Source organism: Sutcliffiella halmapala (assembly GCF_002019665.1).
Lineage (GTDB): Bacteria > Bacillota > Bacilli > Bacillales > Bacillaceae_I > Sutcliffiella_A > Sutcliffiella_A halmapala.
In genome coordinates this window covers 204,782-229,405 of sequence record NZ_KV917375.1, presented here as the reverse complement: position 1 = coordinate 229,405, position 24,624 = coordinate 204,782, and the positions used below count along the sequence as shown (strand labels likewise).

Annotated in this window: 22 protein-coding genes, 1 pseudogene and 1 riboswitch; of the genes and pseudogenes, 10 read left to right on the top strand and 13 right to left on the bottom strand. The window is 38.4% G+C overall.

Features of this window, described 5'->3' with window-relative positions:
- Nucleotides 1-160 precede the first annotated feature (160 nt).
- A complete protein-coding gene (gene nfsA / locus BK580_RS01080) occupies nt 161-910 on the bottom strand; it encodes an oxygen-insensitive NADPH nitroreductase (protein WP_078378545.1) in 750 nt (249 codons plus the stop codon).
- Between the two features lie 246 nt (nt 911-1,156).
- Between nfsA and BK580_RS01075 the strand changes: the two genes are divergently transcribed.
- The gene (locus BK580_RS01075) at nt 1,157-2,482 is read left to right on the top strand and encodes a short-chain fatty acid transporter (protein WP_078378544.1); all 1,326 of its coding nucleotides are present in this window, start codon (nt 1,157-1,159) and stop codon (nt 2,480-2,482) included.
- Between the two features lie 21 nt (nt 2,483-2,503).
- On the opposite strand, the gene BK580_RS01070 is transcribed toward BK580_RS01075, so the two are convergent.
- The 6 genes from BK580_RS01070 to BK580_RS01040 form a co-directional block, all read right to left on the bottom strand.
- The gene (locus tag BK580_RS01070) at nt 2,504-3,028 is read right to left on the bottom strand and encodes a hypothetical protein (protein ID WP_078378543.1); all 525 of its coding nucleotides are present in this window, start codon (nt 3,026-3,028) and stop codon (nt 2,504-2,506) included.
- Between the two features lie 2 nt (nt 3,029-3,030).
- Nucleotides 3,031-3,504 carry a CBO0543 family protein gene (locus tag BK580_RS01065; protein WP_078378542.1) on the bottom strand — a complete coding sequence of 158 codons (474 nt, stop codon included), beginning with the start codon at nt 3,502-3,504 and terminating at the stop codon, nt 3,031-3,033.
- Nucleotides 3,505-3,856: 352 nt separating this feature from the next.
- Nucleotides 3,857-4,681 (bottom strand): PRD domain-containing protein, encoded by an 825-nt coding sequence (locus BK580_RS01060; protein WP_078378541.1) that lies wholly within the window; start codon nt 4,679-4,681, stop codon nt 3,857-3,859.
- 110 nt (nt 4,682-4,791) lie between these two features.
- On the bottom strand, nt 4,792-5,298 hold the full coding sequence (locus BK580_RS01055) for a PTS sugar transporter subunit IIA (RefSeq protein ID WP_078378540.1): 507 nt from the start codon (nt 5,296-5,298) through the stop codon (nt 4,792-4,794).
- 434 nt (nt 5,299-5,732) lie between these two features.
- Nucleotides 5,733-6,626: a carbon-nitrogen hydrolase family protein gene (locus tag BK580_RS01045; protein WP_078378538.1), complete on the bottom strand. Its 894-nt coding sequence runs from the start codon at nt 6,624-6,626 to the stop codon at nt 5,733-5,735.
- A gap of 148 nt (nt 6,627-6,774) precedes the next feature.
- The gene (locus tag BK580_RS01040; protein ID WP_235863976.1) at nt 6,775-7,641 is read right to left on the bottom strand and encodes a Cof-type HAD-IIB family hydrolase; all 867 of its coding nucleotides are present in this window, start codon (nt 7,639-7,641) and stop codon (nt 6,775-6,777) included.
- 174 nt (nt 7,642-7,815) lie between these two features.
- Here BK580_RS01040 and BK580_RS01035 point away from each other — a divergent pair, with 174 nt between their 5' ends.
- Both BK580_RS01035 and BK580_RS01030 read left to right on the top strand, forming a co-directional pair.
- Entirely contained in the window at nt 7,816-8,847 is a 1,032-nt protein-coding gene (locus BK580_RS01035; protein ID WP_078378536.1) for an HD-GYP domain-containing protein, read from the top strand.
- Between the two features lie 122 nt (nt 8,848-8,969).
- Nucleotides 8,970-10,355: a YjiH family protein gene (locus BK580_RS01030; RefSeq protein WP_078378535.1), complete on the top strand. Its 1,386-nt coding sequence runs from the start codon at nt 8,970-8,972 to the stop codon at nt 10,353-10,355.
- Nucleotides 10,356-10,404: 49 nt separating this feature from the next.
- On the opposite strand, the gene BK580_RS01025 is transcribed toward BK580_RS01030, so the two are convergent.
- The 3 genes from BK580_RS01025 to BK580_RS01015 form a co-directional block, all read right to left on the bottom strand.
- On the bottom strand, nt 10,405-11,340 hold the full coding sequence (locus BK580_RS01025) for an ATP-grasp domain-containing protein (protein WP_078378534.1): 936 nt from the start codon (nt 11,338-11,340) through the stop codon (nt 10,405-10,407).
- Between the two features lie 81 nt (nt 11,341-11,421).
- Nucleotides 11,422-12,450: an LLM class flavin-dependent oxidoreductase gene (locus tag BK580_RS01020; RefSeq protein ID WP_078378533.1), complete on the bottom strand. Its 1,029-nt coding sequence runs from the start codon at nt 12,448-12,450 to the stop codon at nt 11,422-11,424.
- 86 nt (nt 12,451-12,536) lie between these two features.
- Nucleotides 12,537-12,641, bottom strand: a riboswitch (SAM riboswitch).
- A gap of 395 nt (nt 12,642-13,036) precedes the next feature.
- The gene (locus BK580_RS01015; protein WP_078378532.1) at nt 13,037-13,534 is read right to left on the bottom strand and encodes a hypothetical protein; all 498 of its coding nucleotides are present in this window, start codon (nt 13,532-13,534) and stop codon (nt 13,037-13,039) included.
- Nucleotides 13,535-13,840: 306 nt separating this feature from the next.
- Here BK580_RS01015 and BK580_RS01010 point away from each other — a divergent pair, with 306 nt between their 5' ends.
- Nucleotides 13,841-15,481: a PTS transporter subunit IIBC gene (locus BK580_RS01010; RefSeq protein WP_078378531.1), complete on the top strand. Its 1,641-nt coding sequence runs from the start codon at nt 13,841-13,843 to the stop codon at nt 15,479-15,481.
- Nucleotides 15,482-15,484: 3 nt separating this feature from the next.
- Nucleotides 15,485-16,279: an endonuclease/exonuclease/phosphatase family protein gene (locus BK580_RS01005; RefSeq protein WP_078378530.1), complete on the top strand. Its 795-nt coding sequence runs from the start codon at nt 15,485-15,487 to the stop codon at nt 16,277-16,279.
- 139 nt (nt 16,280-16,418) lie between these two features.
- Here the strand turns inward: BK580_RS01005 and BK580_RS01000 are convergent, their stop codons facing one another.
- Nucleotides 16,419-17,516 (bottom strand): PRK06851 family protein, encoded by a 1,098-nt coding sequence (locus tag BK580_RS01000; protein ID WP_078378529.1) that lies wholly within the window; start codon nt 17,514-17,516, stop codon nt 16,419-16,421.
- Nucleotides 17,517-18,001: 485 nt separating this feature from the next.
- Here BK580_RS01000 and BK580_RS00995 point away from each other — a divergent pair, with 485 nt between their 5' ends.
- The gene (locus tag BK580_RS00995) at nt 18,002-20,194 is read left to right on the top strand and encodes a DNA topoisomerase III (RefSeq protein WP_078378528.1); all 2,193 of its coding nucleotides are present in this window, start codon (nt 18,002-18,004) and stop codon (nt 20,192-20,194) included.
- 41 nt (nt 20,195-20,235) lie between these two features.
- On the opposite strand, the gene BK580_RS00990 is transcribed toward BK580_RS00995, so the two are convergent.
- Nucleotides 20,236-21,114 (bottom strand): LysR family transcriptional regulator, encoded by an 879-nt coding sequence (locus BK580_RS00990; RefSeq protein WP_169864731.1) that lies wholly within the window; start codon nt 21,112-21,114, stop codon nt 20,236-20,238.
- Between the two features lie 119 nt (nt 21,115-21,233).
- Between BK580_RS00990 and BK580_RS00985 the strand changes: the two genes are divergently transcribed.
- Nucleotides 21,234-22,445 carry an MFS transporter gene (locus tag BK580_RS00985; protein ID WP_169864726.1) on the top strand — a complete coding sequence of 404 codons (1,212 nt, stop codon included), beginning with the start codon at nt 21,234-21,236 and terminating at the stop codon, nt 22,443-22,445.
- A complete protein-coding gene (locus BK580_RS00980) occupies nt 22,446-22,931 on the top strand; it encodes a GNAT family N-acetyltransferase (protein ID WP_078378525.1) in 486 nt (161 codons plus the stop codon).
- A 50-nt stretch (nt 22,932-22,981) separates the two neighbouring features.
- Here BK580_RS00980 and BK580_RS00975 read toward each other — a convergent pair whose 3' ends face one another.
- A complete protein-coding gene (locus BK580_RS00975; RefSeq protein ID WP_078378524.1) occupies nt 22,982-24,004 on the bottom strand; it encodes a S16 family serine protease in 1,023 nt (340 codons plus the stop codon).
- Between the two features lie 173 nt (nt 24,005-24,177).
- Here BK580_RS00975 and BK580_RS00970 point away from each other — a divergent pair.
- Together BK580_RS00970 and BK580_RS23235 are read left to right on the top strand one after the other, a co-directional pair.
- Nucleotides 24,178-24,431, top strand: a pseudogene (locus BK580_RS00970) (ATP-binding cassette domain-containing protein); the annotation flags it as partial.
- The gene (locus BK580_RS23235) at nt 24,430-24,609 is read left to right on the top strand and encodes a hypothetical protein (protein ID WP_139364814.1); all 180 of its coding nucleotides are present in this window, start codon (nt 24,430-24,432) and stop codon (nt 24,607-24,609) included. The pseudogene BK580_RS00970 and the gene BK580_RS23235, both read left to right, overlap by 2 nt.
- The last annotated feature ends 15 nt before the right edge of the window (nt 24,610-24,624 follow it).

Here is a 24,624-nt window from a genome sequence, read left to right as displayed (position 1 = left end):
TGCTTGGTTTGTGGCCGATTCAATAAGACAGTGGGGTAAAAATATGATTGGGATGGTGCTTCTGACTTTTCGTTCATGACCTTCGTACTTCTCCCACCACACCCAATACAAATTAAAAAAGGACAACTACTACATGGTCGTCCTTCCTCTGTATGCCGTCCTATCTCTTCGTCAAGCCTTGATTTTCTAAGTATTCTTTCATTCCCAATCGTTTTGGTTGCTTTAGCATATTTGCCATTTGCCCCGTCCAGGTGTCCGTGCGTTTTCCGCTCGTTCGGGCTTGATAGTAATCGGAAATCGTTTGGTTATAACCGTCTAACTGTTCAGAATAGCTTCCCAGATCCTGGTTATATACCTCTTCATGGTATATATGATGGAATGGTAATCGTGGCTTAATGTCTGTTTGCTGAGCCGGGTACCCTACAGCAAGTCCAAACAATGGAATGGTGTACTTGGGCATTTCCAATAGTTCTGTAACTTCCTCTATTTTGTTTCGGAGCCCACCAATATAACAAATTCCAAGTCCCATGGATTCTGCAGCGATGGAAGCATTTTGAGCGGCCAAGGCTGCATCTATCGTAGCAACAATGAATTTTTCTGTACTTTCAAGTGACATTGTTACATCTGTCTGTTCTTTCTCTCCGATTACTGCATGACGATGAAGATCGGCACAAAAAATAAAGAAGTGACCACTGTTTTCTACATAAGACTGATTACCAGCCAACTCTGCTAACCTTTTCTTCTTATCCTTATCTTTCACACCAATAATCGAATAGGCTTGAATAAAGCTAGAAGTAGAAGCCGCTTGAGCACTTTCAACCATCGTTCTTATTTGCTCATTTGATAAAGGTTTATCCTCAAATTTACGGATCGAGCGATGATTTAGAATCGTTTCTATCGTTGTGTTCAAAATAATTCCCCCTTAAATGAAATGCTTATTTCTATTAAATCAGGTAAGCTCGCAATTTTCCAGAGAGAACCATTTTAAACGCATAAAAATCTTCAAACTGCTTCACTCTTTTTTGCACTTCCTACTTTGAGGTGTACATTTTTTGGGGTCTGCCATCAGAAAGGAGGAATATGGTTGTTAGATAGAGAAATCTATTGAAGGAAAGAAAAGGAATTAGCAAACCATTAGTAAACGGAGGTATAGTGAATGAAAAAGGTTATTTCTTTTTTTAATCGAATCATGCAACGTTATTTACCTGACCCATTTTTATTTGTCATCATTCTAACTTTTGTTGTATTTGCTTTAGGCCTTATTTTTACAAACAGTGGTCCAGTAGATATGGTCAAGTATTGGGGTGGCGGATTCTGGGGATTATTAGCTTTCTCCATGCAAATGGTACTTGTACTTGTAACAGGTCACGTACTGGCTAGTAGTCCAATTTTCAAGAGATTTCTAGGTTCGCTTGCATCAACAGCAAAATCGCCAGGCTCCGCCATTATTATTGTAACTATTGTTTCTATTATCGCAAGTTGGATTAACTGGGGCTTTGGATTAGTAATTGGGGCGTTATTTGCCAAAGAATTAGCAAAACGTGTAGAAAACGTCGATTATAGGCTTTTGATTGCAAGCGCTTACAGCGGGTTTGTTGTTTGGCATGGCGGGTTTTCAGGTTCCATCCCGCTTACTATAGCTACAGATGGCCATTTTACAGAAAACTTAATAGGCGTTATTCCAACAGATCAAACTATCTTTGCACCATTCAACGTAGTTATCATAGCAGCTTTGTTTATAACATTGCCACTTCTAAATCGTTTCATGATGCCCTCAAAGGACGAGACCATTACGGTGGACCCTGTTCTTTTAGAGGACCCTTCTAGTTTTCAAGCAGCGACCATTGAAAAAGCACCATTAACTCCAGCTGAGCGCTTAGAAAATAGCTGGATTATATCATTATTTGTATCAGGTATGGGTTTATTCTTTTTATTCTTCTATTTTGCAGATAACGGCTTTAAACTAAATTTAGATATTGTAAACTTCTTATTCTTATTTCTAGGTATCTTGTTCCATTGGCGCCCGAAGCTATTCTTAGAGGCTGTGATGAATGCTGTGAAGGGAGCTAGTGGTATTATTGTGCAATTTCCGTTTTATGCGGGGATCATGGGTATGATGACAGCTTCTGGCTTAGCTGCGGTGATGTCAGAAGCCTTTGTGAACATTTCTAATGAACACACTTTCCATTTCTTTGCATTTCTTAGTGCAGGTATCGTAAACATATTTGTACCTTCTGGTGGCGGTCAATGGGCCGTACAAGCACCTATAATGCTTGAAGCAGCACTAGCTCTCGATGTTTCAGTTGCAAGAACGGCGATGGCAGTTGCTTGGGGCGATGCATGGACGAATATGATTCAACCATTCTGGGCATTACCTGCCTTAGCTATAGCTGGATTAAAAGCAAAGGATATCATGGGTTTCTGTGTGATTGTACTGTTTATGAGTGGAATTATTATCTCTCTAGCTTTTTTACTGCTCTAATAATTCATACTCCTCCTTTAATCAGGAGGAGTATTTTGCTGGTACTGTCGATTGCTTCATTATATAGGTGAAAAGCCATAATGTAAGACTTTGTATGAGAAAGTAAAACGGAAACGAGTAAATAAAAATGTAGCCGCCTTTGTAATGGAAGACGCCAAAATGAGCAGCTAACCCCTCGACAAACATCGCCACAATCGACCACATGATTATATACAGCATGGTCAAATATCCTTTTATCTTCCATTTCTGATAAAAATAAAAGAAAAAATAAGCAAATGGTCCGTACATGATATACGAGAGAAAGTCATAAAGTTCAAAGTAAGAACTATCATTCACATCATAAAAATCAAATGGTGGAATGCTTATTGTATGATCAAAAACAACACCACTATTCATCCCAATCAGTAAAAAAAGGAGCGTGTGGGAGAGTGGGAATTGTTTTGGTAAGATGAGAACTAATCCAAATCCTCCTATTAAAGTGATAAGGATAAACCATTCATTGGCATTAAAAAAGTAATCGTATACGATGGTTGGAGAGGTTTCCATCCTTATACCTTCACCACACCTTCTTTATGTAATAGGTGACGATAAAGCTTTGAAATTCCGAGCGCAGTCCCAAAGTATAGAATGGCTAGAATAAATGACCAGCCATAGGACCACTTCTTGTAATGTAGAATTTCTAGTTCAATAGCCAGTGCTTCAAATAATAGCCCAACTATTATCATAAAAATGCCCCAGCCTATTCGACTTAGCATTGACTTATGAAAAGCCGCATTAACAAAAATAAGCATTAAAAAGGGAGCAATTATATTTCGCAGTAGGAAAAAGCAAATGAATAAGTGCTTCTCTTTGCTATACTCAATCATTTCTAGATTTATGCTTAACAGCGTAAGAACATTTTTGTTTACAAACATAAAAAAGAGAAAGAGTATTAAATTTTCGATAAAGACTAATTCTTTTTTCTGAAATAGCAAGGTTCCCACTATCACCCATGTCAGTGTCAGAAAAATAACAACCTCCACTTTGTTTTCCTCCTAATTATTGCGGCTTATTTGCCAGAAAGAACGACGAAACTTGATGTGTTTTTGAGAACCAGCAATGTCTGTATTGGTGTTTTTTGGGGTCAAATGGACGCCCAAGGAATCGTAGCTATTAGACAAATTTCGACATTCCCAACCCAAAACGAAGCAACCTAAACCATTTAAAAAAGAGAAGTGTGAAGACTTCTCTTTTTGTAGTATGTCTTTAAATACGCCTTTTTATTAAGCCGATTTCACTTTAGCTTTTAAACCATCGGCTAGATTATATCTATAATAAAACCCAAAACAATTGAGGAGTTAAGGCCTCTCTAGTTTTGGGTTTGTTTTGCTTAATTTATTTATCAGTAAGGCGTTGAATATGTAGCGTTATATACCCTACTTCGGATTCTGGAAATTTGATATTGTACTCAGTAAATAAGTAATCTGCTATTCGTTGTGCACAGTTGAATGATCGAGTGAATTTTTTCTGAAAAAGTAGTAGCATATCTGGATCCAACGAGTGGAATGCTTCTTCCTGTTCAGCATGATTAACGGCAAACCTAAGATGAGATAATAGTCGCTGATATGAAATGCTTGTTTCTTCCATTTTCATCTCAAATTCGCTTTCAATGATTTCGATAGCATCCTTGATAATAGAAGCAAGCTGCATCGTATTTTTCAGACTTTTCGATCCCATTTTAGCTGTGTGTAGATGTAAGGCAATGTGTCCGACTTCATCATCTGGGATTTCTATCTTTAAACGTTCTTTAATGAGTTGTTTAGCCCATAGTCCAATTTCAAACTCCGGCTTATATAATACTCTAATCTCATTGAGCAATTTATTTTGAATCTGAAAGCCTTGCTCCAAACGTTCGATTGCAAAGCTCAAATGGTCGGTTAAGGAAATATGAATATGATTGCTTAGGGGTACCTTCAGTTGTCCTTCTGCATAGCTAATAATTTCTTCGGCAACCTCAATATGTGCTTCAGGTAGCGTGGATAGTAGCTCTTGAAACTTCACATTCTCTTCCTTCATAACAAAAACCTTCTCGATCTTACTACGGTCTACCATATCATTTTTCCTTTTTTGAAAGCCGACACCAAGCCCCATTACGATTTTCTCTTGATCATCTTCTTTCACTACCACCGAATTGTTATTCAATACTTTACTTATTTTCAATCTAGTCGCTCCCTAGTTATAACGCACTGTTTCCTTTATTATAACCAAAATGGAAGTCCATACAAAGTGAATAAGCTTATAATAAGCATAACTAAAAACGAAGAAATGAATTAAGCTTTAATCTTCCAGTTCACTAGAGCAGTAGCACCTTTGAACGCGTCACTTACTTCATGGATTGACACGGTTTCAAGAATGTCACCATTTGTGATAATGACTGGTGTCACAATGCTTTTTGCTTTTTCTTTAATTAGCTCGATATCGAATGTTAAAAGTGGAGTTCCGACTGTCACTTTGTTTCCTACTTCGACAAGTGCCTCAAAACCTTCACCCTTCATGCCAACTGTTTCAAGTCCCACATGAATTAATATTTCTACACCTGTTTCCGATTTAATTCCAATTGCATGTTTTGTTGGGAAGAATTGAACTATTTCTCCATTTACGGGAGATACTACTGTTCCTTCTGTAGGTTCAATTGCAATTCCGTCTCCCATCATCTTTTGGGCAAAAACTGGATCTGGAACATCTGCTAGTGGGATGACTTTTCCTGTGATTGGTGCTACTAATACCTCTTCTGTTTTGGTTTCATTTTTTCCGAATAGTTTTTTTAAGAATGACATGATGTGTTTCCTCCTAAGATTTGAGTTGTTTTAATTGTAAGCTAACCTGAAAAATAAGGTGACCTCTTCGAACCCCCTGATGATTTCCGTGCCAGGCGTTCGCTTTCCGCGGGCGGCCTCGGGAGCCTCGCATTCCCGCAGGAGTCTCACGCCTTTCACTACAATCATCAGGGGAGACAGTGATACTTGACGGGCCACTTTTTCCTCATCCATGGCAAATTTGGTTTGCAAAAGAGTGTGAATCCTGACAATAAGAATGATCTGTTTGAACTTGCTGTTAATTATAGGTTTTAGTATGGGCTAAAAATAAAAAGACCTAATACGCCCGGTTTTGGGTTTCGTATTAGGTCTTGCCTGCATTACCAGTCACAATCCTGCATTTTTTATCGTTTCTTTTATAAAAGTAGATCAGAATAGCGTGTTTGTCAAACCATTTACATTCGTTGATTTGTGTTCGTTGATTCTTTCACTAGCTTCTCCCAATCGGGGTATAAATCGGAGCGCCGATCTCGCCAAGTGGTGACGGAGCCGCTTTGACGAACCTTCTCTAACAAGGTAATGTCGAGGTCACCCGTTACAATCATATCCTGGTTGAGTTCCCCTTCTACCACAATCCCGCGAGGAGGAAATGGCACATCGTTCGGGGAAATTATTGCAGCCTGACCAAAGTTACCACGCATGAAATCCACGGTTGGCAATGATCCTATTGTTCCTGTAGTTACCACATACACTTGGTTTTCGATTGTTCTGGCATGACAGGAATAGCGTACGCGGTGAAAGCCATGCCGATCGTCGGTACATGACGGACAAAATACCACATCTGCTCCCATCGCCTTCACAAGTCGGACTACTTCCGGAAATTCTATATCATAGCACGTTAGCATGGCAATCGTACCCTTTTCTGTTTCAAAAACCTGCAGGTCCTCTCCAGGAGTGATGCCCCATTCCTGCACTTCTGTTGGGGTTAGATGAAGCTTCGTCTGCGTTGCAATAGCCCCATCAGGATAAAATAGATGTGCGGCATTATAAAGCTTTCCTTCTCGTTCTATCACATGAGTTCCACCAACAATATGCATCCCTGTTTGCCTAGCCATTCCACTGAATAGCTGATAATACAGGTCAGTATAAGAAGGTAAATCCTTAATCGTCTGCTCCCTTCCATCCACTGGAAAAGAAAGCAACTGTGTCGTTAAAAATTCTGGAAACAACACAAAATCCGCATCAAATTCAGCGGCGGTCTTCACATAATGAATTACTTGATTAGCGAACTCTTCAAAGCTTGAAATAGTATGCAACTGATATTGCACTGCAGAAGCACGAAACTTCATCATAAGCCCTCCTTTTCTTCCCGTTCCCTTACAACCAATTTATTATAAAACAAATACAATGTGTTACTCAATCATTGGTTTCCGAGAGAGTGTTGGAAGGTTTTGGCAGTTTGGTATGCTATCTGCATGTGCAACCTCATTTTTTGCTCTATTTTAAAACCTCTAACACCGCTTTTGCGACACCACTGTTGATATTCGTGTCCGTTTCCAGATGTGCTTTTGCCTTCACTCCATCTAATGCATTTCCCATCGCAACCGCTCTGCCAACTCGTTCAAACATCGAAACATCGTTATAATTGTCGCCAAGGGCCATCGTATCTTTCATCGATATACCTCGCTCACTTGTAAACACTGTCAGAGCAATTCCCTTTTGCGCTTCTATATTCGTAATTTCTAGATTATCTTTTCCCGAAGAACTAACGGCAACATTTCCCATTTCCACTAATTTTGCTCGTGCTGCCTCAAGTTTATCACTTTCTAATGAAAAAGCTAAAAGCTTGTAAACTACTGTTTCTTCATTATTTAAAATGTGGTCAAAACTGTCCACTAGCTTAATTCTACCATCTTCCATTCTTTCTTTGGCAGCCTTTAACACTTTCTCGTATTCACTTTTTTGATTTCCTGACATAAAGATATCCATGATTGTCGCTATTGCCTTATCGTAATCTTTTGAGAAGGTCCCATTTTGTGTGTAAAGTTCAAAATAAATCTCATATTTATCTAAAACTTTAGCTAACTCCTGCACCTGTTCATTTTTTAAAGGATTGGTCGCAACGACTTTCCCTTCCAAAGAGCGAACTTCCGCACCATTTACACAAATAATTGGACATTCAATCCCCGCTTCTTCTAATACTGGCTTGGCCTCAGCATAGGATCTCCCTGTTGCAATAACAACTTCTACGCCATTTTTTTGTGCTATCTTAAGCGCATTTACATTATCTTCACTCACTACATGATTATTATTTAACAACGTTCCATCCATATCAATTGCAATACACTTTATCAATTCGTTCACCTCTTATGTAGAAATAACTCTTTTCCCTATCCTAAGTAATCTTGCTTCCCATTTCAACTATTATACCTCGATAACATTAAGCTAATATTTAGAAAAGTGTAAATTTTTCTATTAAATAATGGGACAATCTATTATAATAAAGGCATTACTTTTGTTTAGGCGGGGTAGAACTCTATGAAAATTTCCTCAAGACATATCGGCAAAATCCTAATAGACGACATCTATTCTGTATCTGGAAACCTTTTGTTAAAAAAAGGGACTATTTTAACTCAAAAACATGTGGAGAGTTTGCAAAAACATAATTATTCCTTTGACCACACGTTATTAATCGAACAACCTACTCATCACTCAAATGACTATTTTGAGCATGTAAAAACCATCTACCAAAACAGTGTTAATGCTTTTCGAACTGTTTTTTTAAAGTTAGAAAAAGAAAAGTTACCGCCTATAGAAGAAATTAACCAGTTGCTCGCTCCCTTGGTGGATCGCTTCTTTGAAGATCCTGTTTTCATTAGCTATATTCAACAAGTCAAAAACCACGATAATTCTACCTATACGCATAGTTTAAACGTCGGACTCTATGCCTCTCTCATTGGAAAAATTCTAGGCCTCGATAGAGAGAAAATCAAGCTTCTAGGACAAATGGGACTTTTCCATGATGTAGGAAAACTTTTAATTGATAAAAATATCTTACACAAGCCTGGCCGCTTGACGGAGAGTGAATGGAACGAAATCCAGAAACACACGACATTCGGCTATGAACTATTACGTATAAATAAATCCATCGACCCCCTAATCCTCCAAGGTGCTTTATTACACCATGAACGATTAGATGGAAGTGGGTACCCAACACGTCTCAAGCATGAAAAAATCCCATACTTTGTCCAAATTCTTTCCGTTGCGGATATGTATGATGCGCTCTCTTCAGAAAGGAGCTATCGCCCAAAACAGAATTTATTTGTCACAACAAAAATTTTAATTCAAGAAGCTAGCTACAATAGACTAAACCCTGCGATTGTCTATCCATTTGTACGATGTATTCTCTCTAATCATATTCAAGATATGGTTATTCTAAATAATGGACAGCTCGCTGAAATAATTTTTGTACATGCTGATGAACCACACTTACCTATTATCAGAATCGATGATCACTATATTGATTTACGAAAACGTAAAGATATCGAGATAGTAGATTTTGCCCACTGAGGCGAATCTATTATCTCTTTTTTATGTTTTAACTAACTGGTTTTAGGGAAAGAAAAAGAGGGAATATCTTCGTTTTCCAATAACTACCTTTGAAAAACAATCGAATTGTATTAAAATAACTAATGTTGTATATTTACGCACAAGGAGATCTTACTTTGAAAACTCAGACATCATTTCGTACGATTGATATACTAAAATTTATTATTCCCTCTCTACTTGGGATAGGCTTATTTATGTTTCCAATTTCCTATAATGAAGAAATAACAATTCCTATTGCTATTCTTTCTCAAGCGTTGCAAGGGTTACTTGGAAATAGTATTCCTTATATCATGACAGCTATAATAACCATCACAGCAATTGCGACGATAATTACAAAGCTTGCTAAGCCAGCTCATTCAACAAAAAGCGGATTTTTCCATTCTTTGTTAAATGTATCACTCTTTTGGACGGTTACTCGTGTGCTAGCGATGATATTCGCTATTATGACTTTGTTTAAATTAGGCCCACAAACCGTCTGGGATGATTCTACTGGTGGATTATTACTATTTGAACTACTTCCAATCCTTTTAACTGTATTCTTATTTGCTGGATTATTTTTGCCCTTATTATTAAACTTTGGATTATTAGAATTTTTTGGTGCCTTGCTAACCAAGGTGATGCGACCTATATTCACCTTACCTGGTCGATCCTCAATCGACACTATAGCTTCTTGGCTTGGGGACGGGACCATCGGGGTTTTATTAACTAGTAAACAATATGAAGAAGGATATTATACAAAGAGAGAAGCCGCTGTTATTGGAACAACCTTTTCCGTTGTATCGATTACCTTTAGTCTAATCGTTATCTCCCAAGTTGGATTAGGAGCAATGTTTGTACCATTTTATGCAACTGTCACATTATCTGGGTTGGTTGCAGCTATTATTATGCCAAGGATTCCCCCTTTATCCTGGAAGGCCGATACATATTTTAATGGTGAGGAAAAACAAGATAAAGATCTTGTTCCAAAAGGTTATTCCCCATTAAGATGGGGCTATAAAAAAGCTATTGAACGTGCTTCACTAAATAAATACGTAGGAAAGTTCTTTACCGATGGTGGAAAGAATGTTCTTGATATGTGGATGGGAGTAGCGCCAATTGTTATGGCTTTTGGTACAATTGCACTAATCCTTGCAGAAAACACACCATTATTCGCTTGGCTCGGAATGCCATTTATTCCATTATTAGAATTACTACAAATACCATTTGCAAAAGAAGCCTCTGAAACATTAATGGTTGGCTTTGCAGATATGTTCTTACCATCTGTTATTGGTGCTGAAATAGAAAGTGAACTAACGCGCTTCGTAGTGGCAAGTGTATCGGTCACTCAACTCATCTACCTTTCCGAAGTTGGAGGAGTACTACTTGGCTCAAAAATACCTGTATCCTTTAAAGATCTGTTCATTATCTTTATTTTACGTACCATAATAACATTACCTGTTATCGCCATGATGGCGCATTTATTTTTCTAATATATACCAAATGGTGCCAGGCCCCACTCACGGGGCCTGGCACCATTTATTATGCTTTCTTCCACTCTTTTTTTAAAATCTTCGCCAATTCTAACATCCCAAACTTTCCTGCAAGCTTTTCTGCTTCTGCATTGTAGTTGGTGTTTGTATTTACGTCGTAAGTGAAGATTTCTCCCTTTGCGTTACGGATAAATTCTATACCTGCCACTTGAATTTGGTTTGTGTTAAGGAAGGCTTCGTACTTTTCAATGATTGGATCTGCAAAGTCCTCGATAATTTGAAACTTCGGCTTTTCCGCTACTTCCTCACCAACTGGACAGAAAAGATCGCCGATTTGACATGCATCCGCTGGGCAAAGCTCAAACCCTTCCGATGTATCTACTTGAACCGCATATAGAAACTTCCCGCCAACAAATTCACATCGTGTAATATAGGACTCTGGAGATTCAATATATTCTTGAATAAGAGTAATCCCATCCACCGGCTCTTCAAAGGTTGGACCATATAAATAGTCTTCCAAGCTTGCTGTCGAATGAAATAGCTGCACCCCTAATCCTTTTCCTGCACGATTATGCTTCGTAATAAAAGCGTTAGCTCCTAAGCTTTTTGCCGCTTCTAGAATATTAGGTTTTCCAACTGCCGCAATAGTCTTCGGTGTTTGGATATCATGTTTCTCTAGTGCTGTATACTGATTTACTTTACTGAGCTCTAATTGAAGTGCCCGACTCCCATTAAACACCTTACGTTCATGGTACTCTAGCCATGATAATACGGCCCCAGTCAACTCAGGTGCAAACCGATGATCTCTTGTATGCGATGAGGCACTCATGCGATTGTAAAAAATCCCTTCTGGAGGTGCTTCGAATAAAGGCACCACTCCTTCGTCTAGATGCCACTCTTCATAAGGTACCTCTAATTCTTCTAATCTATTAGTTAAATGTGTGGTCCACTCTTTATTTTCATGGATGATATATATTTTTTTCATCTGATTTCCCTCCATTTATAGCGTCTCTATTAGCAAAGGATATGCTTGTATGTATCATTACGTGTGGGCAAAGCATGTCACCTATCTATTTACTAGAGGCATAACTTGCTTTGCAAAACGCTCCATTTCTTCTAGTTGCGGGGAGAATTGGAGAAGCAATAGATCCACACCTGCCGCTTCATATTCTTTTATCTTCTCCGCAATCTTTTCCGGAGTTCCTACTAAGTTGGGACGCAGTCCTCTATTTGACACAGAATAGTCTTGTAGCTGAATCTGTTGCTCCAGCTGCGATTTGCTAGTAAAATCCTTGAATCCCGCATATGCACTTGATTCTTTTACATTAGTAATTCTAGCTAGCTCCTCTTGTACTTCTTCCTCTGAGTCACGACAAACGATGTAAGCAGCCATCCCAAAGGATTGAAAAGGCGGATTATTTGTTTGCACTCTCCTCTGTTTCATATCTGCTATTTTCTCTGATACCTCTTCTACTGTTCCACCATGCATGACATAAGCATCACAATAGGAAGAAATCACTTCTTTTCCTTTTGGACTTTCCCCGCCAGCATAAAGAATTGGATTTGGTCGTTGCACTGGTTTCGGGAAAAGCTTCGTATCCTTTAGCTGATAATACTTTCCGTCATAGCTGAAGGAATCCTCACTCCACAGGCCTTTTAGCACATCAATAAATTCTTTTGTTCGCTCATATCGCTCGTCATGCTCGGTGAAAATTCCGCCATATTGTCTTGCCTCTTCTTCCCACCAAGCAGAAACCACATTCAGCGTAAAGCGCCCATTACTAATGTGATCGATATTCGCTGCCGCTTTTGCTGCAATCGCCGGATTATGAAACCCAGGCCGAATCGCCGCCATAATTTCTATTTTCTCTGTCACCGCCGCTAATGCCGCAGCAGTCGACCAAGCATCAAGACTGTCTTCCTCAGGACCCTTAATATCATTTAAAAATAATTCCGCAATTAATGTCGTATCATAACCTAGCTTTTCTGCCTGTTGAATCACTTTTTTTGCATAATCAAAGGTTGCGGGCATGTTTTCATCCTCAACATTCCTCAACCAACCGCCAAAAATAGGTAACCAAAAACCAAACTTCATTCTGATTCTTCCCCTCTTTTGAATTGTTCTGATAAACAAAAAAACTTCCCCGATAAGAAGAAGTTTGAGTAGTATCCCGTAACATCTGCTTATCTGCCAAGAACGCTTGTCTTGCTGGAGTTAGCACCTACACTAATTTGTGCGGTTGCCGGGTTTCATCGGGCCAGTCCCTCCACCTCTCTGGATAAGAAAATTAACTATTAATTTAGATAAATCCTATCACGAAACTTGGATTTCAGCAAGTCTTTCGGATTGCTAAGTATTTTCTTTTTTTATGTACTCTGTTAAACACCGCTACTTTGACATTTTTTATTTCCCGGATTATTGCATTCACTTTCCTATAATAAAAAACCACCTACCATAACTCGGTAAGTGGCTTTCTAACCTAATAATTATTAAAGGCAGTTTTCGCATACTTTGTTGCTTTTCGTAAATAGAATCAACCCGTCATTATCATTGCAATCGTGCTCTTTTCCATCATGTAATCGAGGGCCTTTCTTCTATTTTCTAAGCAAAATGACGGTAAAAAGTCCAAATGCCGACTTTTTACCAGCTTAAAACAACAATCTTTACGAAAAGAGCCTTATTAAATAACATCTTTTTCAAAGTTTGGTGCATGTAAGCCTGCCTTTTCAAATGTTGCACCAATTTTCTTGTGAAATGCTGCAAATGCTGCTTCCATTTCTGTATAGTCTGGATCAGCTGTTAAAGCAGCTGCACGCTCTTCGAAATAGATAGCCAATAGTTCTACAGAATCCTTCATGCCAGCTTGCAATTCATCGCTTAGCTCAGAAGGAATTTCGATTCCACGGAGCTCATTCGCAATTTTTTTGCTTGTTGTGACAGCCTCTTCTTGTAATGCTTCATCGCCGGTTGCCTCGTAGTTTGTAACTTGCTTGATATCTTTACGAATCGTATCAATCATTTCCATTTGTAATCCAACCAATAAAGGAATATCTTGATTTTCTTGATTTGCGTTGTTTGTTTCATTATCTTTTGTATCAGTATTATTTTCTGTACCACAACCAGTTAATATCCCTATGCTTAGTACAGTTGCTATAAATATGCTCATCCATTTTTTCATTATATATAAACTCCTTTGTTATACAATAGTACGAATCATAGTGTACTGTTTTTCCCAAGGTATGTATAGGTAATACAGCAAAGTAAGACTATTTCATCTATATTTAATTTTCTTGATATACTACTTTTTACTAATATGTTAACTGCGTTTATTTTATATAAAAGTGTATTTTTATCTTGCGTTGTGGAGGATTATCTCATACAATAGAAAAATGCAAACGGTTGCACATATTGAGCAACTAAATCGAATACAAATGAATTCGTTTACAAGTTTTATAGATTACTATTAAGAAAGAAGGTTGTTAAAATGAAGAACTTTTTGTCTTTTGATTTCTGGCAAAAATTCGGTAAAGCATTGCTAGTAGTAGTGGCTGTTATGCCTGCTGCTGGTATTATGATTTCTCTAGGTAAGTTGGTTGGCATGACGGGTGGAGATATCGTTCTTGTGCAAACGATTGCAAGAGTGATGGAAGATATCGGTTGGGCCATCATTACAAATCTTCATATATTATTTGCGGTAGCTATTGGTGGATCATGGGCAAAGGAACGTGCAGGTGGAGCATTTGCTGCGTTAATTGCCTTCGTATTAATAAATCGCATTACTGGGGCGATTTTCGGTGTTAATAATACGATGCTTGCTGATCCAAAGGCAACATTCACTACTTTATTTGGACAAGAGCTAGTGGTTGGTGATTATTTCACTTCCGTATTAGGTGCCCCTGCGTTAAATATGGGTGTATTTGTCGGAATTATCGCTGGTTTTCTTGGAGCAAACCTTTTCAATAAGTTTTACAACTATAATAAATTACCTGATTCCTTGTCGTTCTTTAATGGCAAACGCTTTGTGCCTTTCGTGGTTATTGGTGGGTCTGTTATCACTGCGATTGTTCTTTCACTCGTATGGCCCTTTATTCAAGGACTTTTAAATGATTTCGGCCGTTGGATTGCGACTTCTCGTGATACAGCACCGATTGTCGCACCATTTATTTTCGGTGCATTAGAACGATTATTATTACCATTTGGTTTACATCATATGTTAACTGTACCAATGAACTACACATCTCTTGGTGGTACATATCAAATTTTAACGGGTGGAAGTGCAGGACAGGTAGTTTCTGGACAGGATCCGTTATGGCTTGCTTGGATTGCGGATTTAAATAACTTCTTAGCAGCTGGGGATACTCAATCTTATGAGGCACTTTTAAAAGAGATCGTACCTGCTCGATTCAAAGTAGGACAAATGATTCTGTCATGTGCAGCTTTAATTGGGATTGCTTACGCGATGTACCGTAATGTCGATAAGGACAAGCGTAAAAAATACAAATCGATGTTTTTATCTGCAGGACTTGCTGTGTTTTTAACAGGGGTAACAGAGCCAATTGAATTCATGTTCATGTTTGCGGCGCCTGTGCTTTATGTCCTCTATGCTATTATGACTGGTTTCGCTTTTGCTATTGTAGATGTGATTGACATTCGTGTTCATGCTTTCGGTGTGATCGAACTATTGACTCGGACACCAATGATTGTAAAAGCTGGATTGTGGTTAGACCTTGTTAACTTTGTAATTGCTTGTCTCGTTTTCTTTGGTTTAAACTTTGCTGTTGCGAATTTCATGATTAAGAAGTTTAACTTCCCAACTCCTGGTCGTAATGGAAATTATATTGAGCAAGAGGAAGGCGCTACTGGGTCTACTGCAAGTGTACAGGCTGACTCTTTAGCACCTGCTATTATTGAATTACTAGGTGGAGCGAATAATATTGAGGATGTCGATGCTTGTATGACTCGTCTTCGTGTAACAGTGAAAGATCGTGCGCTTGTTGCGAATGAAGCAAAATGGAAAGAAAATGGGGCACTTGGCTTAATTGTGAAGGATAAAGGTGTCCAAGCCATTTATGGACCAAAAGCAGATGTCATTAAATCCGATATTCAAGATTTGTTAGGAGCGTAAAAAATGAACCTACTAACCTTAAATTGCCATTCCTGGCAAGAAGAGAATCAAATGGAGAAAATTCAACATCTTGCCCAAACCATCAAGGAAAAAGCATACGATGTCATCGCTCTTCAGGAGGTTAGTCAAAGCATCAATGCTGGGATCGTTCAAGCTAATATAAAGCAGAATAACTTTGGCTTGGTGCTGCAGCAAGAGCTCGAGAAGCTTGGATCCCTAGACTATCAGTTAGTCTGGGATTTCGCCCATATGGGGTACGACACGTATGAAGAGGGACTTGCTATTTTAACAAAGCATCCTATTAAAAAAACTCATTCCTTCTTTGTTTCAAAAGGTGTCGACACCGAGTACTGGAAAACCCGGAAAATTGTTGGGGTGACAGTTTCGTACGGCGGAAAAGATCTTTCTTTTTATACTTGTCATCTTGGCTGGTGGAACGATGAGGAGGAGCCTGCACGTTATCAGATTGACCAACTTCTGAGGCATGTGAAAGGATCGGAACCATATTTTCTAATGGGAGATTTTAACAATAGCGCTCATATCCGTGGGGAAGGCTACGAATATCTGATTTTGGAGCAACGTCTTTTTGACACTTTCACGCTCGCAACGGAAAGAGATGCTGGCGTAACGGTTAAAGGTAAGATTGCCGGTTGGGATGAGAATAAACAGGACCTACGCATTGACCTCATTTTAAGCAGTGAGGCTGTCAGAGTAGCATCATCACGCGTTATTTTTAACGGGGAAAATAAAGAGATTGTGTCAGATCACTTTGGGGTAGAGGTTCGAGTTGATTTGTAGATATTGGATCTTTGGGGTGTCCTTATTATGAGGACACCTCCTTTTTTGTTTGATCGGGCTAGGCTCTCTCTGTTACTCTCCAAAAATTTATAAAAAACACCCAATCAGCCAATTTTTCCGCTGCTTGGGTGTTCCTAGCTTATTTCGCTTCTGCTATTTTCTCTATTTCTGCTTGAATTGTGGCTGCCCATTTATCAACCACGCTATAATCCATCGCATTTACATAGATTTTCTCTAGTTTTTCATGCCAGTTTTTTGCTTCTGCTAATTTTTCAATTGCATCTTTCATGGTAGTGGTATAGCGTTCTTTGACAAGCTTGATATCTTTTTCATAACGTTCATCCGTTCCGCTACGAATCGTAGTTTCGTACATATCGACAATAACGTCCCCTTCACGGTCAGGAAAATATTCATGAGGGGCCGTGCTATCGAAAATAGCAAAGCCAAGCTCGCGAACGATTATCATATCTAAGCTATAAGGATCAAAACCACAATGATAAACCTCTACGTCAAATCCCTTTTCTTCAGATGCTTTTGCTAGTTTCTTTAACATCGTTGATTTTCCAGAACCTGGACGACCTTTGATGAAATAGCGATTAGTCAAGCCTTCCGTCAGATTCGGGACATAATCCTTTGCACCAGCTGGCGTTGCAGCACCTAGAAAACGATGGCGTACATCCGCCTTTCTGTTCACACTTTTATCTGTAAATAACGTATCGATTAGTGTATTGGTTAATTCATTCGCTGCTTCAAAGTCCATGTTATGGATATAATATCGCTCCCAGTCATCATGCACCTTTAATGCTCTCGCAAAGGTGTGGTAGGCCGCTTGATACGCTTCCTTTTTTTTCGCTGCCATCTCAAGAATTTCCACTTTATATTCTGCTAAAAAATCGGAGTCCCACGCTTCACCTAGATTAACATATTCCTCAATTGCTCCTGGTGCTTTCGGTTCAATCACATGCGGTGCTGTACCATCCACAATCCCTACTCCAAGAGCACGAATAATCACTCCATCTACTGATGATGTATCTGAGGAGCAATGTAAAAACTCAATATCATAGCCCTTTTCACTCCAGATATTCCCTATCTTCTTAATAAGAGAAGACTTTCCTGTACCAGGACCACCTTTTAAGATAAAAACTCGATCTAATCCTTCTATATTAGAATCATATAAGCTATAAAACCCACGAGCTGTATTACCACCTGCATAATAATTTAATACTTTCCCTGCCAAAAAGAACACCCCTTCAATGGTAGGATATTTAACATAAAGCTATCCTTTTTAGCCTATGCAGATGGTTTGACTTAGGTGAATGCCTACAAATGTTTCGGTTGAAAGGAGCCGAGGTTCTCATGTAGATCCCCGAGGTTCTAACGTTAGTGTGCTAGGTTCTCATGAAACTCGCTGATGTTCTCACACAAGTTACATAGGTTCTCACGTAAATCGAGGAGGTTCTCATATTAGCGCGATTTTTGAAAAAATAGAGCTCCAATCTACAGGGGAAGCCGGTGAGAATGAAGGTTAACTATCTAACGCTTCATATTTCATTTCTCATGGTGCAAAAAATTACTTTTCGTGAGTGTCTTTATAAAAATAGGGAGATTGTAAATGTGACATCAGGCAAATGTTTAGCTGGTAAAATAGCGGAGTATACGTAATTTCCCTATGGAAACTATGGTATATTAGACGGTACATTGTTAGTAAAGGAGTTTGAACAAATGGCAAAAAGTGTAGTACTTGCTGAGAAGCCTTCTGTTGCACGGGACATTGCAAATGTTTTGAAGTGTACGAAGAAAGGCAATGGTTTTTTAGAGGGAGATAAATATATCGTTACATGGGCTCTAGGTCATTTAGTTACTTTAGCAGACCCTGAAGTTTATGATCATAAATATAAAACATGGAATCTTGAAGACCTACCTATGCTTCCTGAACGCATGAAGCTAGTTATCATGAAACAAACTGGAAAACAGTTTAATGCGGTCAAATCACAGTTAACTCGTAGTGATGTGAACGAGATCATCATTGCCACTGATGCAGGGAGAGAGGGCGAGTTAGTTGCAAGGTGGATTATCGAGAAAGTAAACGTCCAAAAGCCTATCAAACGCCTGTGGATTTCCTCTGTCACAGATAAAGCTATTAAGGATGGCTTCCAAAACTTAAAGCCAGGTAAAGCTTATGAAAATCTATATGCTTCCGCTGTAGCTCGTTCGGAGGCAGATTGGTATATCGGTTTAAATGCAACTCGTGCATTAACGACAAAATTTAATGCTCAATTAAATTGTGGGCGTGTTCAAACCCCAACAGTTGCAATGGTTGCAACACGTGAAGAAGAAATTAAGAGCTTCCAAACGCAAACCTTTTATGGCATTGAAGCCCAAACAGATGGCCTTAAATTAACTTGGCAAGATTCAAACGGGAATAGTCGTAGTTTTAATAAAGAAAAAATCGATGCTATTGTTTCATCTCTTGGAAGGAAGGATGCAAACGTCATCGCCATTGATCGTAAAGCAAAGAAAACATTTGCACCTGCCCTTTACGATTTAACTGAGCTTCAACGAGATGCTAATAAAATCTTTGGCTATTCTGCGAAAGAAACACTAACTATTATGCAAAAGCTGTACGAGCAGCATAAAGTATTAACTTATCCTCGAACAGATTCACGTTATCTATCAACTGATATCGTTAGTACGCTTCCGGAGCGTTTAAAAGCGTGTGGTATTGGTGAATATCGTTCTCTTACAAATAAAGTATTAAATAAGCCTATTAGAGCTTCAAAGGCATTCGTAGATGATAGCAAAGTAAGTGATCACCATGCCATCATTCCAACAGAGGGCTACGTAAATATCTCTGCCTTCACAGATAAAGAACGTAAAATTTATGACCTTGTCGTTAAACGTTTCCTAGCAGTGCTATTCCCTGCATTTGAATATGAGCAGTTAACCGTGCAAGCAAAAATTATGGACGAAAAGTTTGTAGCAAAAGGAAAAACTGTTATTCATGCTGGTTGGAAAGAAGTGTACAATAATCGCTTTGATGATGAGGATTCAACTGATGATGTTAAAGAGCAGTTACTACCTCAACTAGAAAAAGGCGATGTATTAAAGACCAAATTAATTGTTCAAACATCCGGACAAACACAGCCACCTGCACGCTTTACAGAGGCTACTTTACTATCTGCAATGGAAAACCCTACGAAGTATATGGAAACAACAGATAAAAATCTGGTAGACACGTTAAAATTGACTGGTGGACTTGGTACAGTAGCAACTCGTGCTGATATCATTGATAAGCTCTTTAATTCTTTCTTAATCGAAAAGCGCGGTGGGAAGGAAATCTATATCACCTCTAAAGGGAAACAACTTTTAGATTTAGTACCAAAGGAATTAAGGTCTCCTGTTACCACTGCTAAATGGGAGCAAAAGCTCGAGTTAATTGCAAAAGGAAAACTGAATAAAAATGCGTTCATTCATGAAATGAAAGAACACACAAAAGAAATTGTCCGAGACATTAAAGCTAGTGATAAAAAGTATAAACATGACAATATCTCGACGAAATCTTGTCCAGACTGCAGCAAACCGATGCTTGAGGTTAACAATAAAAAAGGAAAAATGCTTGTTTGCCAGGATCGTGAATGTGGTCATAGAAAGAACGTGGCACGCGTCACTAACGCCCGCTGCCCTCAATGTAAAAAGAAGATGGAGCTTCGTGGGGAAGGTAACGGTCAAATCTTCACATGTAAATGTGGATATCGTGAGAAGCTATCTGCTTTTGAAGCGAGACGTAAAAAGGAATCTGGTGGAAAAGTGGATAAGCGTACAGTACAAAAGTATTTAAAACAACAAGAAAAAGAAACGGAACCTATTAATAACCCGTTTGCGGACCTTTTAAAAGGAATGAAATTTGATAAATAATATTCATGTTGAAACCACCCGTGAAAAATGGGTGGTTTCAACTAATAATGGAGCATTTTTTTCATAAAGGTGGCGAAAAGCTCTATTTCTACCTTATCCTGTTTTCGTTTAGAATACGCTAGATAGATAGTTTTTAATGGAGACGGGAGTTCACTTGTGTACGGAACCTCTTCTAATTCTCCTTTCTCGATGTATGCTTGTGCCAAGCTTTTTAATACAAATCCAAGACCTACACTTGATTTTAACAGCTCTACTAAAAGGTTAGAGGAATCCACCTCTACTCCTAAAAATTTCATGCCTCCTGTTTCTTGTTCCAGCCATTCTGAAAAAGGTGGTCCCCAATCCATGTGGATAAATGGAAGATGAGAACAAGCGGATAACTTAATCGTTTCTCCCTTCAAATCAAAAGAAGTAGATTTTGCTAGTATAATCCCTTCACTATATAGTGGGATAACTTCAAAGGATTTGTTAGTTGGAGGTGCGGATACAAACCCGATGTCGAGGATGCCGTCTCTAAGTTTGGAGTAGATATCATCTGTATGACCGTTCACAACTTTTATTGCTACTTCAGGATGAGCTTTTATGTAGGTTGAAAGAATCTTTGAAAAGCTTTGATTCCATAATGAATTTAATCCCCCAATATGAAGTCTCCCTGTAAAACGATTCGCCAAATCTAAGACACTTTTTCCTTCTTCTATTAGCTCCATTGCCTTTTCTACATACGGTAATAGGACATGACCACTCTCTGTTAGCTCCAAACTTCGAGTATTTCTATTAAATAGCTTTTTTCCAACACTTCGCTCTAGTTGTTGGATTCTTACCGAGATAGTAGTTTGCGCTACATGAAGGATTTCAGCAGAGCGTGAGAAGCTTTTTGTTTGTGCAACCGTTAAAAAGGTTTCCATCTGTTCATATTCCACTAAATCTCCACTCTCCCATTTATCAATTTTTATAATAAATAATATCATAATTTTTCGTTTTATTAATAAATGAAACTATTTTAGAATGAATGGGAGTAGTACACAGGCAGTTAATCGTAATGCTTATTCGGAAGGAGGTAGCTTTTACAATTAAAAAATTATTAGCTTTTTGGAATGTGCGTAACTGCGTCCTTTTCATTGACTTCATCGCCTCTTTTTCCTTCTATCTATTCATTCCCTATCTAGCTACCTATTTTAGTGAGTCAAAGGGATATTCGGTTAGTTTTATCGGTGGAGTTCTAGCAATTCGAATAATTGCTCAACAAGGACTTGCGATTTGGGGAGGATTATTAGCTGATCGATTAGGGTATAAGACGATGGCTCTTATAGGCTTTGTAATAAGAGGTCTAGGCTTTATAGGGATGGGATATGCTTCGAATGGAGGAGCTTTAATAGCCTCAGCAGCATTAAGTGGGTTAGGCGGTGCCTTTTTCAGCCCAGCGCTAAGGGCAACGATTGCCTATTATTCTACACCAGAGAAACAAAAGGAAGCTTACGGTCTCATGAATATGGTAGAAAATGCAGGGGCAGTTTTAGGACCTATGTTTGGCATGTTTTTATATCACGTTCCATTTGATCGTTTATCCATCTTAACAGGTGGGTTATTTTTGATCATGAGTTTATTCTATATACGGATTCCTTCTATCCCTGTAGTGGACGGTCATGCCAGATGGTTTACCCAAATCTCTTACATTATGAAGGATAAGCAGTTTATGTTCATTTTTTTTGGTATGATTCCATTTTATTTCATCCATCAGCAGTTATATTTATCCTTACCAATCGTTGCTAATAGCTATACAGGTTCGTCCAATTGGATCTTTCCTGTTGTCACTATATTGATTATATTTTTTCAAATGCCCTTCATCAAACTAATAGAGAAGAAACGAACCACGTCTATCTTTTTTCTGTCGTACTTATGTATGGCTCTATTATTTATTCCACTTAGTATCGTTCCAAATCTATTCAGTATTCTTCTATGTTTAATGGGTATTTCACTAGGAACGATGATACTATTACCAAGCTATCAAGCTATATCTGTTCGTTCCGCCCCTAACGGCCTAGTAGCTGCTTACTTAGGGTTTTCCACTATAGCAATGGCAATCGGGGGAACATTAGGGAATATATTCGGTGGCGCTTTATTCGATTATTTTATCTCCATAAATCAACAATATTTATTTTGGATATGTATAAGTTTATTAAGCTTATTCCCTGTTATTGTCATATGTGCAAGGAAAATAAAAATACATTATCAGCTTAAGGAAAAGGTGTGAATGAAGATGATCGGTGAAATTAAATTAAATAAATATGATGCATCCTATGATTCTGTTTTAATGCAGTTTTCTTTACCTCTGGAGCAAGCCCAATTTACGGGAATGCCAGATGAAATGGTACGTAAGGCAAAGGAAGATACTTCGCGAAATCCTATCGTAATTACTCACGATTCTCAGCCTGTTGGATTCTTTGTTCTTTGTACTGGAGAACTCGTATCTGAATACACCCCTAATCAACAGGCATTGCTACTAATTGCTTTTTCCATTAATCATTCTGAACAAGGAAAAGGATATGCTAAGGTAGGATTACAGTTGTTAAGCGGTTTTATTGCCGAACATTTCCCGGAGAAAAATGAGGTTGTATTAGCTGTAAATGGTAAAAACAAACCTGCTCAAAGACTTTATAAGAAGGTAGGATTTAAGGATACGGGTAGAAGAAAGGTAGGGAAAATTGGAGAACAAATGATTCTATCCCTCCATTTATAGTGCCTAATAATGGAAATTGGGAAGCCAAATGTTACGACTTCCCAACTCCCCTATTTCTTCTGAGGCAGTCCTTTTAACATTTCCATTGCCTCATCTAATGTAGCAACCGGGAAAATTTTAATCGAAAGTCCTTCCTCTTCCACTGTTCGCTTCGCAATTTCTTCATTATTACCGTATTCATTATCCGCAGGAACAAGAAAATAATCATAACCAGCACTATCTGCCCCTATAACCTTTTGTTTTACGCCACCGATGGGACCTACTTCTCCCGTCATTTCAATCGTGCCGGTTCCTGCTACCTTATTACCTTTTAATAATGATTCCTCTGTCATTTTTTCAATCAGAGTTAAGCTAAGCATCAAGCCTGCACTTGGCCCACCAACTTCTTCGATATTAAACTTAATCTTTCCATCTTCTTCTAATTCAAATACTTGCTCAAGGTATACGCCTAGTATGGTGTTATTGTTATAATCTTTTTCAGAATAGGTACGAACCGATACATCTAATTCCTTCCCATCTCGAAGCAGTGTTAACATAATCTCCTCATTGGGTTGCTTTTCTAGAATCAACTGATCCATTTGATTAAAAGACTCAAGCTTTATTCCATCTATCCCTACAACAATATCACTTACCTTTATTTTGTCTTTGAATTGCCAATCCGGAATATAATGCACAGGATAAAAGCCCGTTAACGTAAGTTCTGGTTCTTCTCCCATATAGTCGCGCGCTATGTATTCAGCCTTAATTTTCGATTGTTCCATCATGGTTAAATATTGATAATGTAAATCTTCTAAGTCCATATTAAGGATTTCTGATGTGGCAGGTTGTATTTCCACCCCCTCTTCAAGTAACACTCCTAACAAAAGGTAAGGCCAAACAACATTTTCTAAAGAAGAAACATACGTCATTCCAATCTCTCCATCTAATTCATATCCATCCTCATATTGAACAATTTCATCTAACGGGATGGGTTCTCCAGCGAACAGCACGTCATAACCTGTTGGGATGAATGTCGAACCGACTATAAGAAGAAAAACAATTAATCCACTCCATGTAACTTTTTTCATTTTCATCAAAGGTGCGCCACCCTCTCCACCGATTTCTCTCTATTTTCCATTTTATATGAAATAGAGTTGAAATAGATTAGAAAAATAAATAAAACAGGAAGAAACTTCTCTTTTCCTTTCCTTGTATATTTTAGTATGATGAAAAATAGATATTTTTAGTAGATAGGATGGATACTTACATGAGTTTATTGAGTATAGATGGATTAAGCCATAGTTTTGGCGATCGTATGTTATTTAGAGATGTTACTTTGCGCCTTTACTTGCAGGGGAACATGTTGGATTAGTTGGAACGAACGGGGGTGGAAAATCAACCTTAATGAATATTATTACTGGAGAAATCGTGTATGATACTGGTCGTGTGGAATGGACTTCAGGGGTACATTACGGATATTTGGACCAACATACCGTTTTAACACCAGGTAAGACGATTCGTGCAGCATATCAATGCGTACGAAAAGCAAAAGGAATTCATTAAAAAGCAAGAGGATTTCATTGCGAAAAATAAAGCGCGTTACTCGACAACAGGACTAGTATGCCACGAACCAAGCTTCTACGAAGACTGGGTAACAAAAGTATGGGACGTCGAAGAATGGGCGGAAAACAACGCTTAATATAGAAAAGTAATA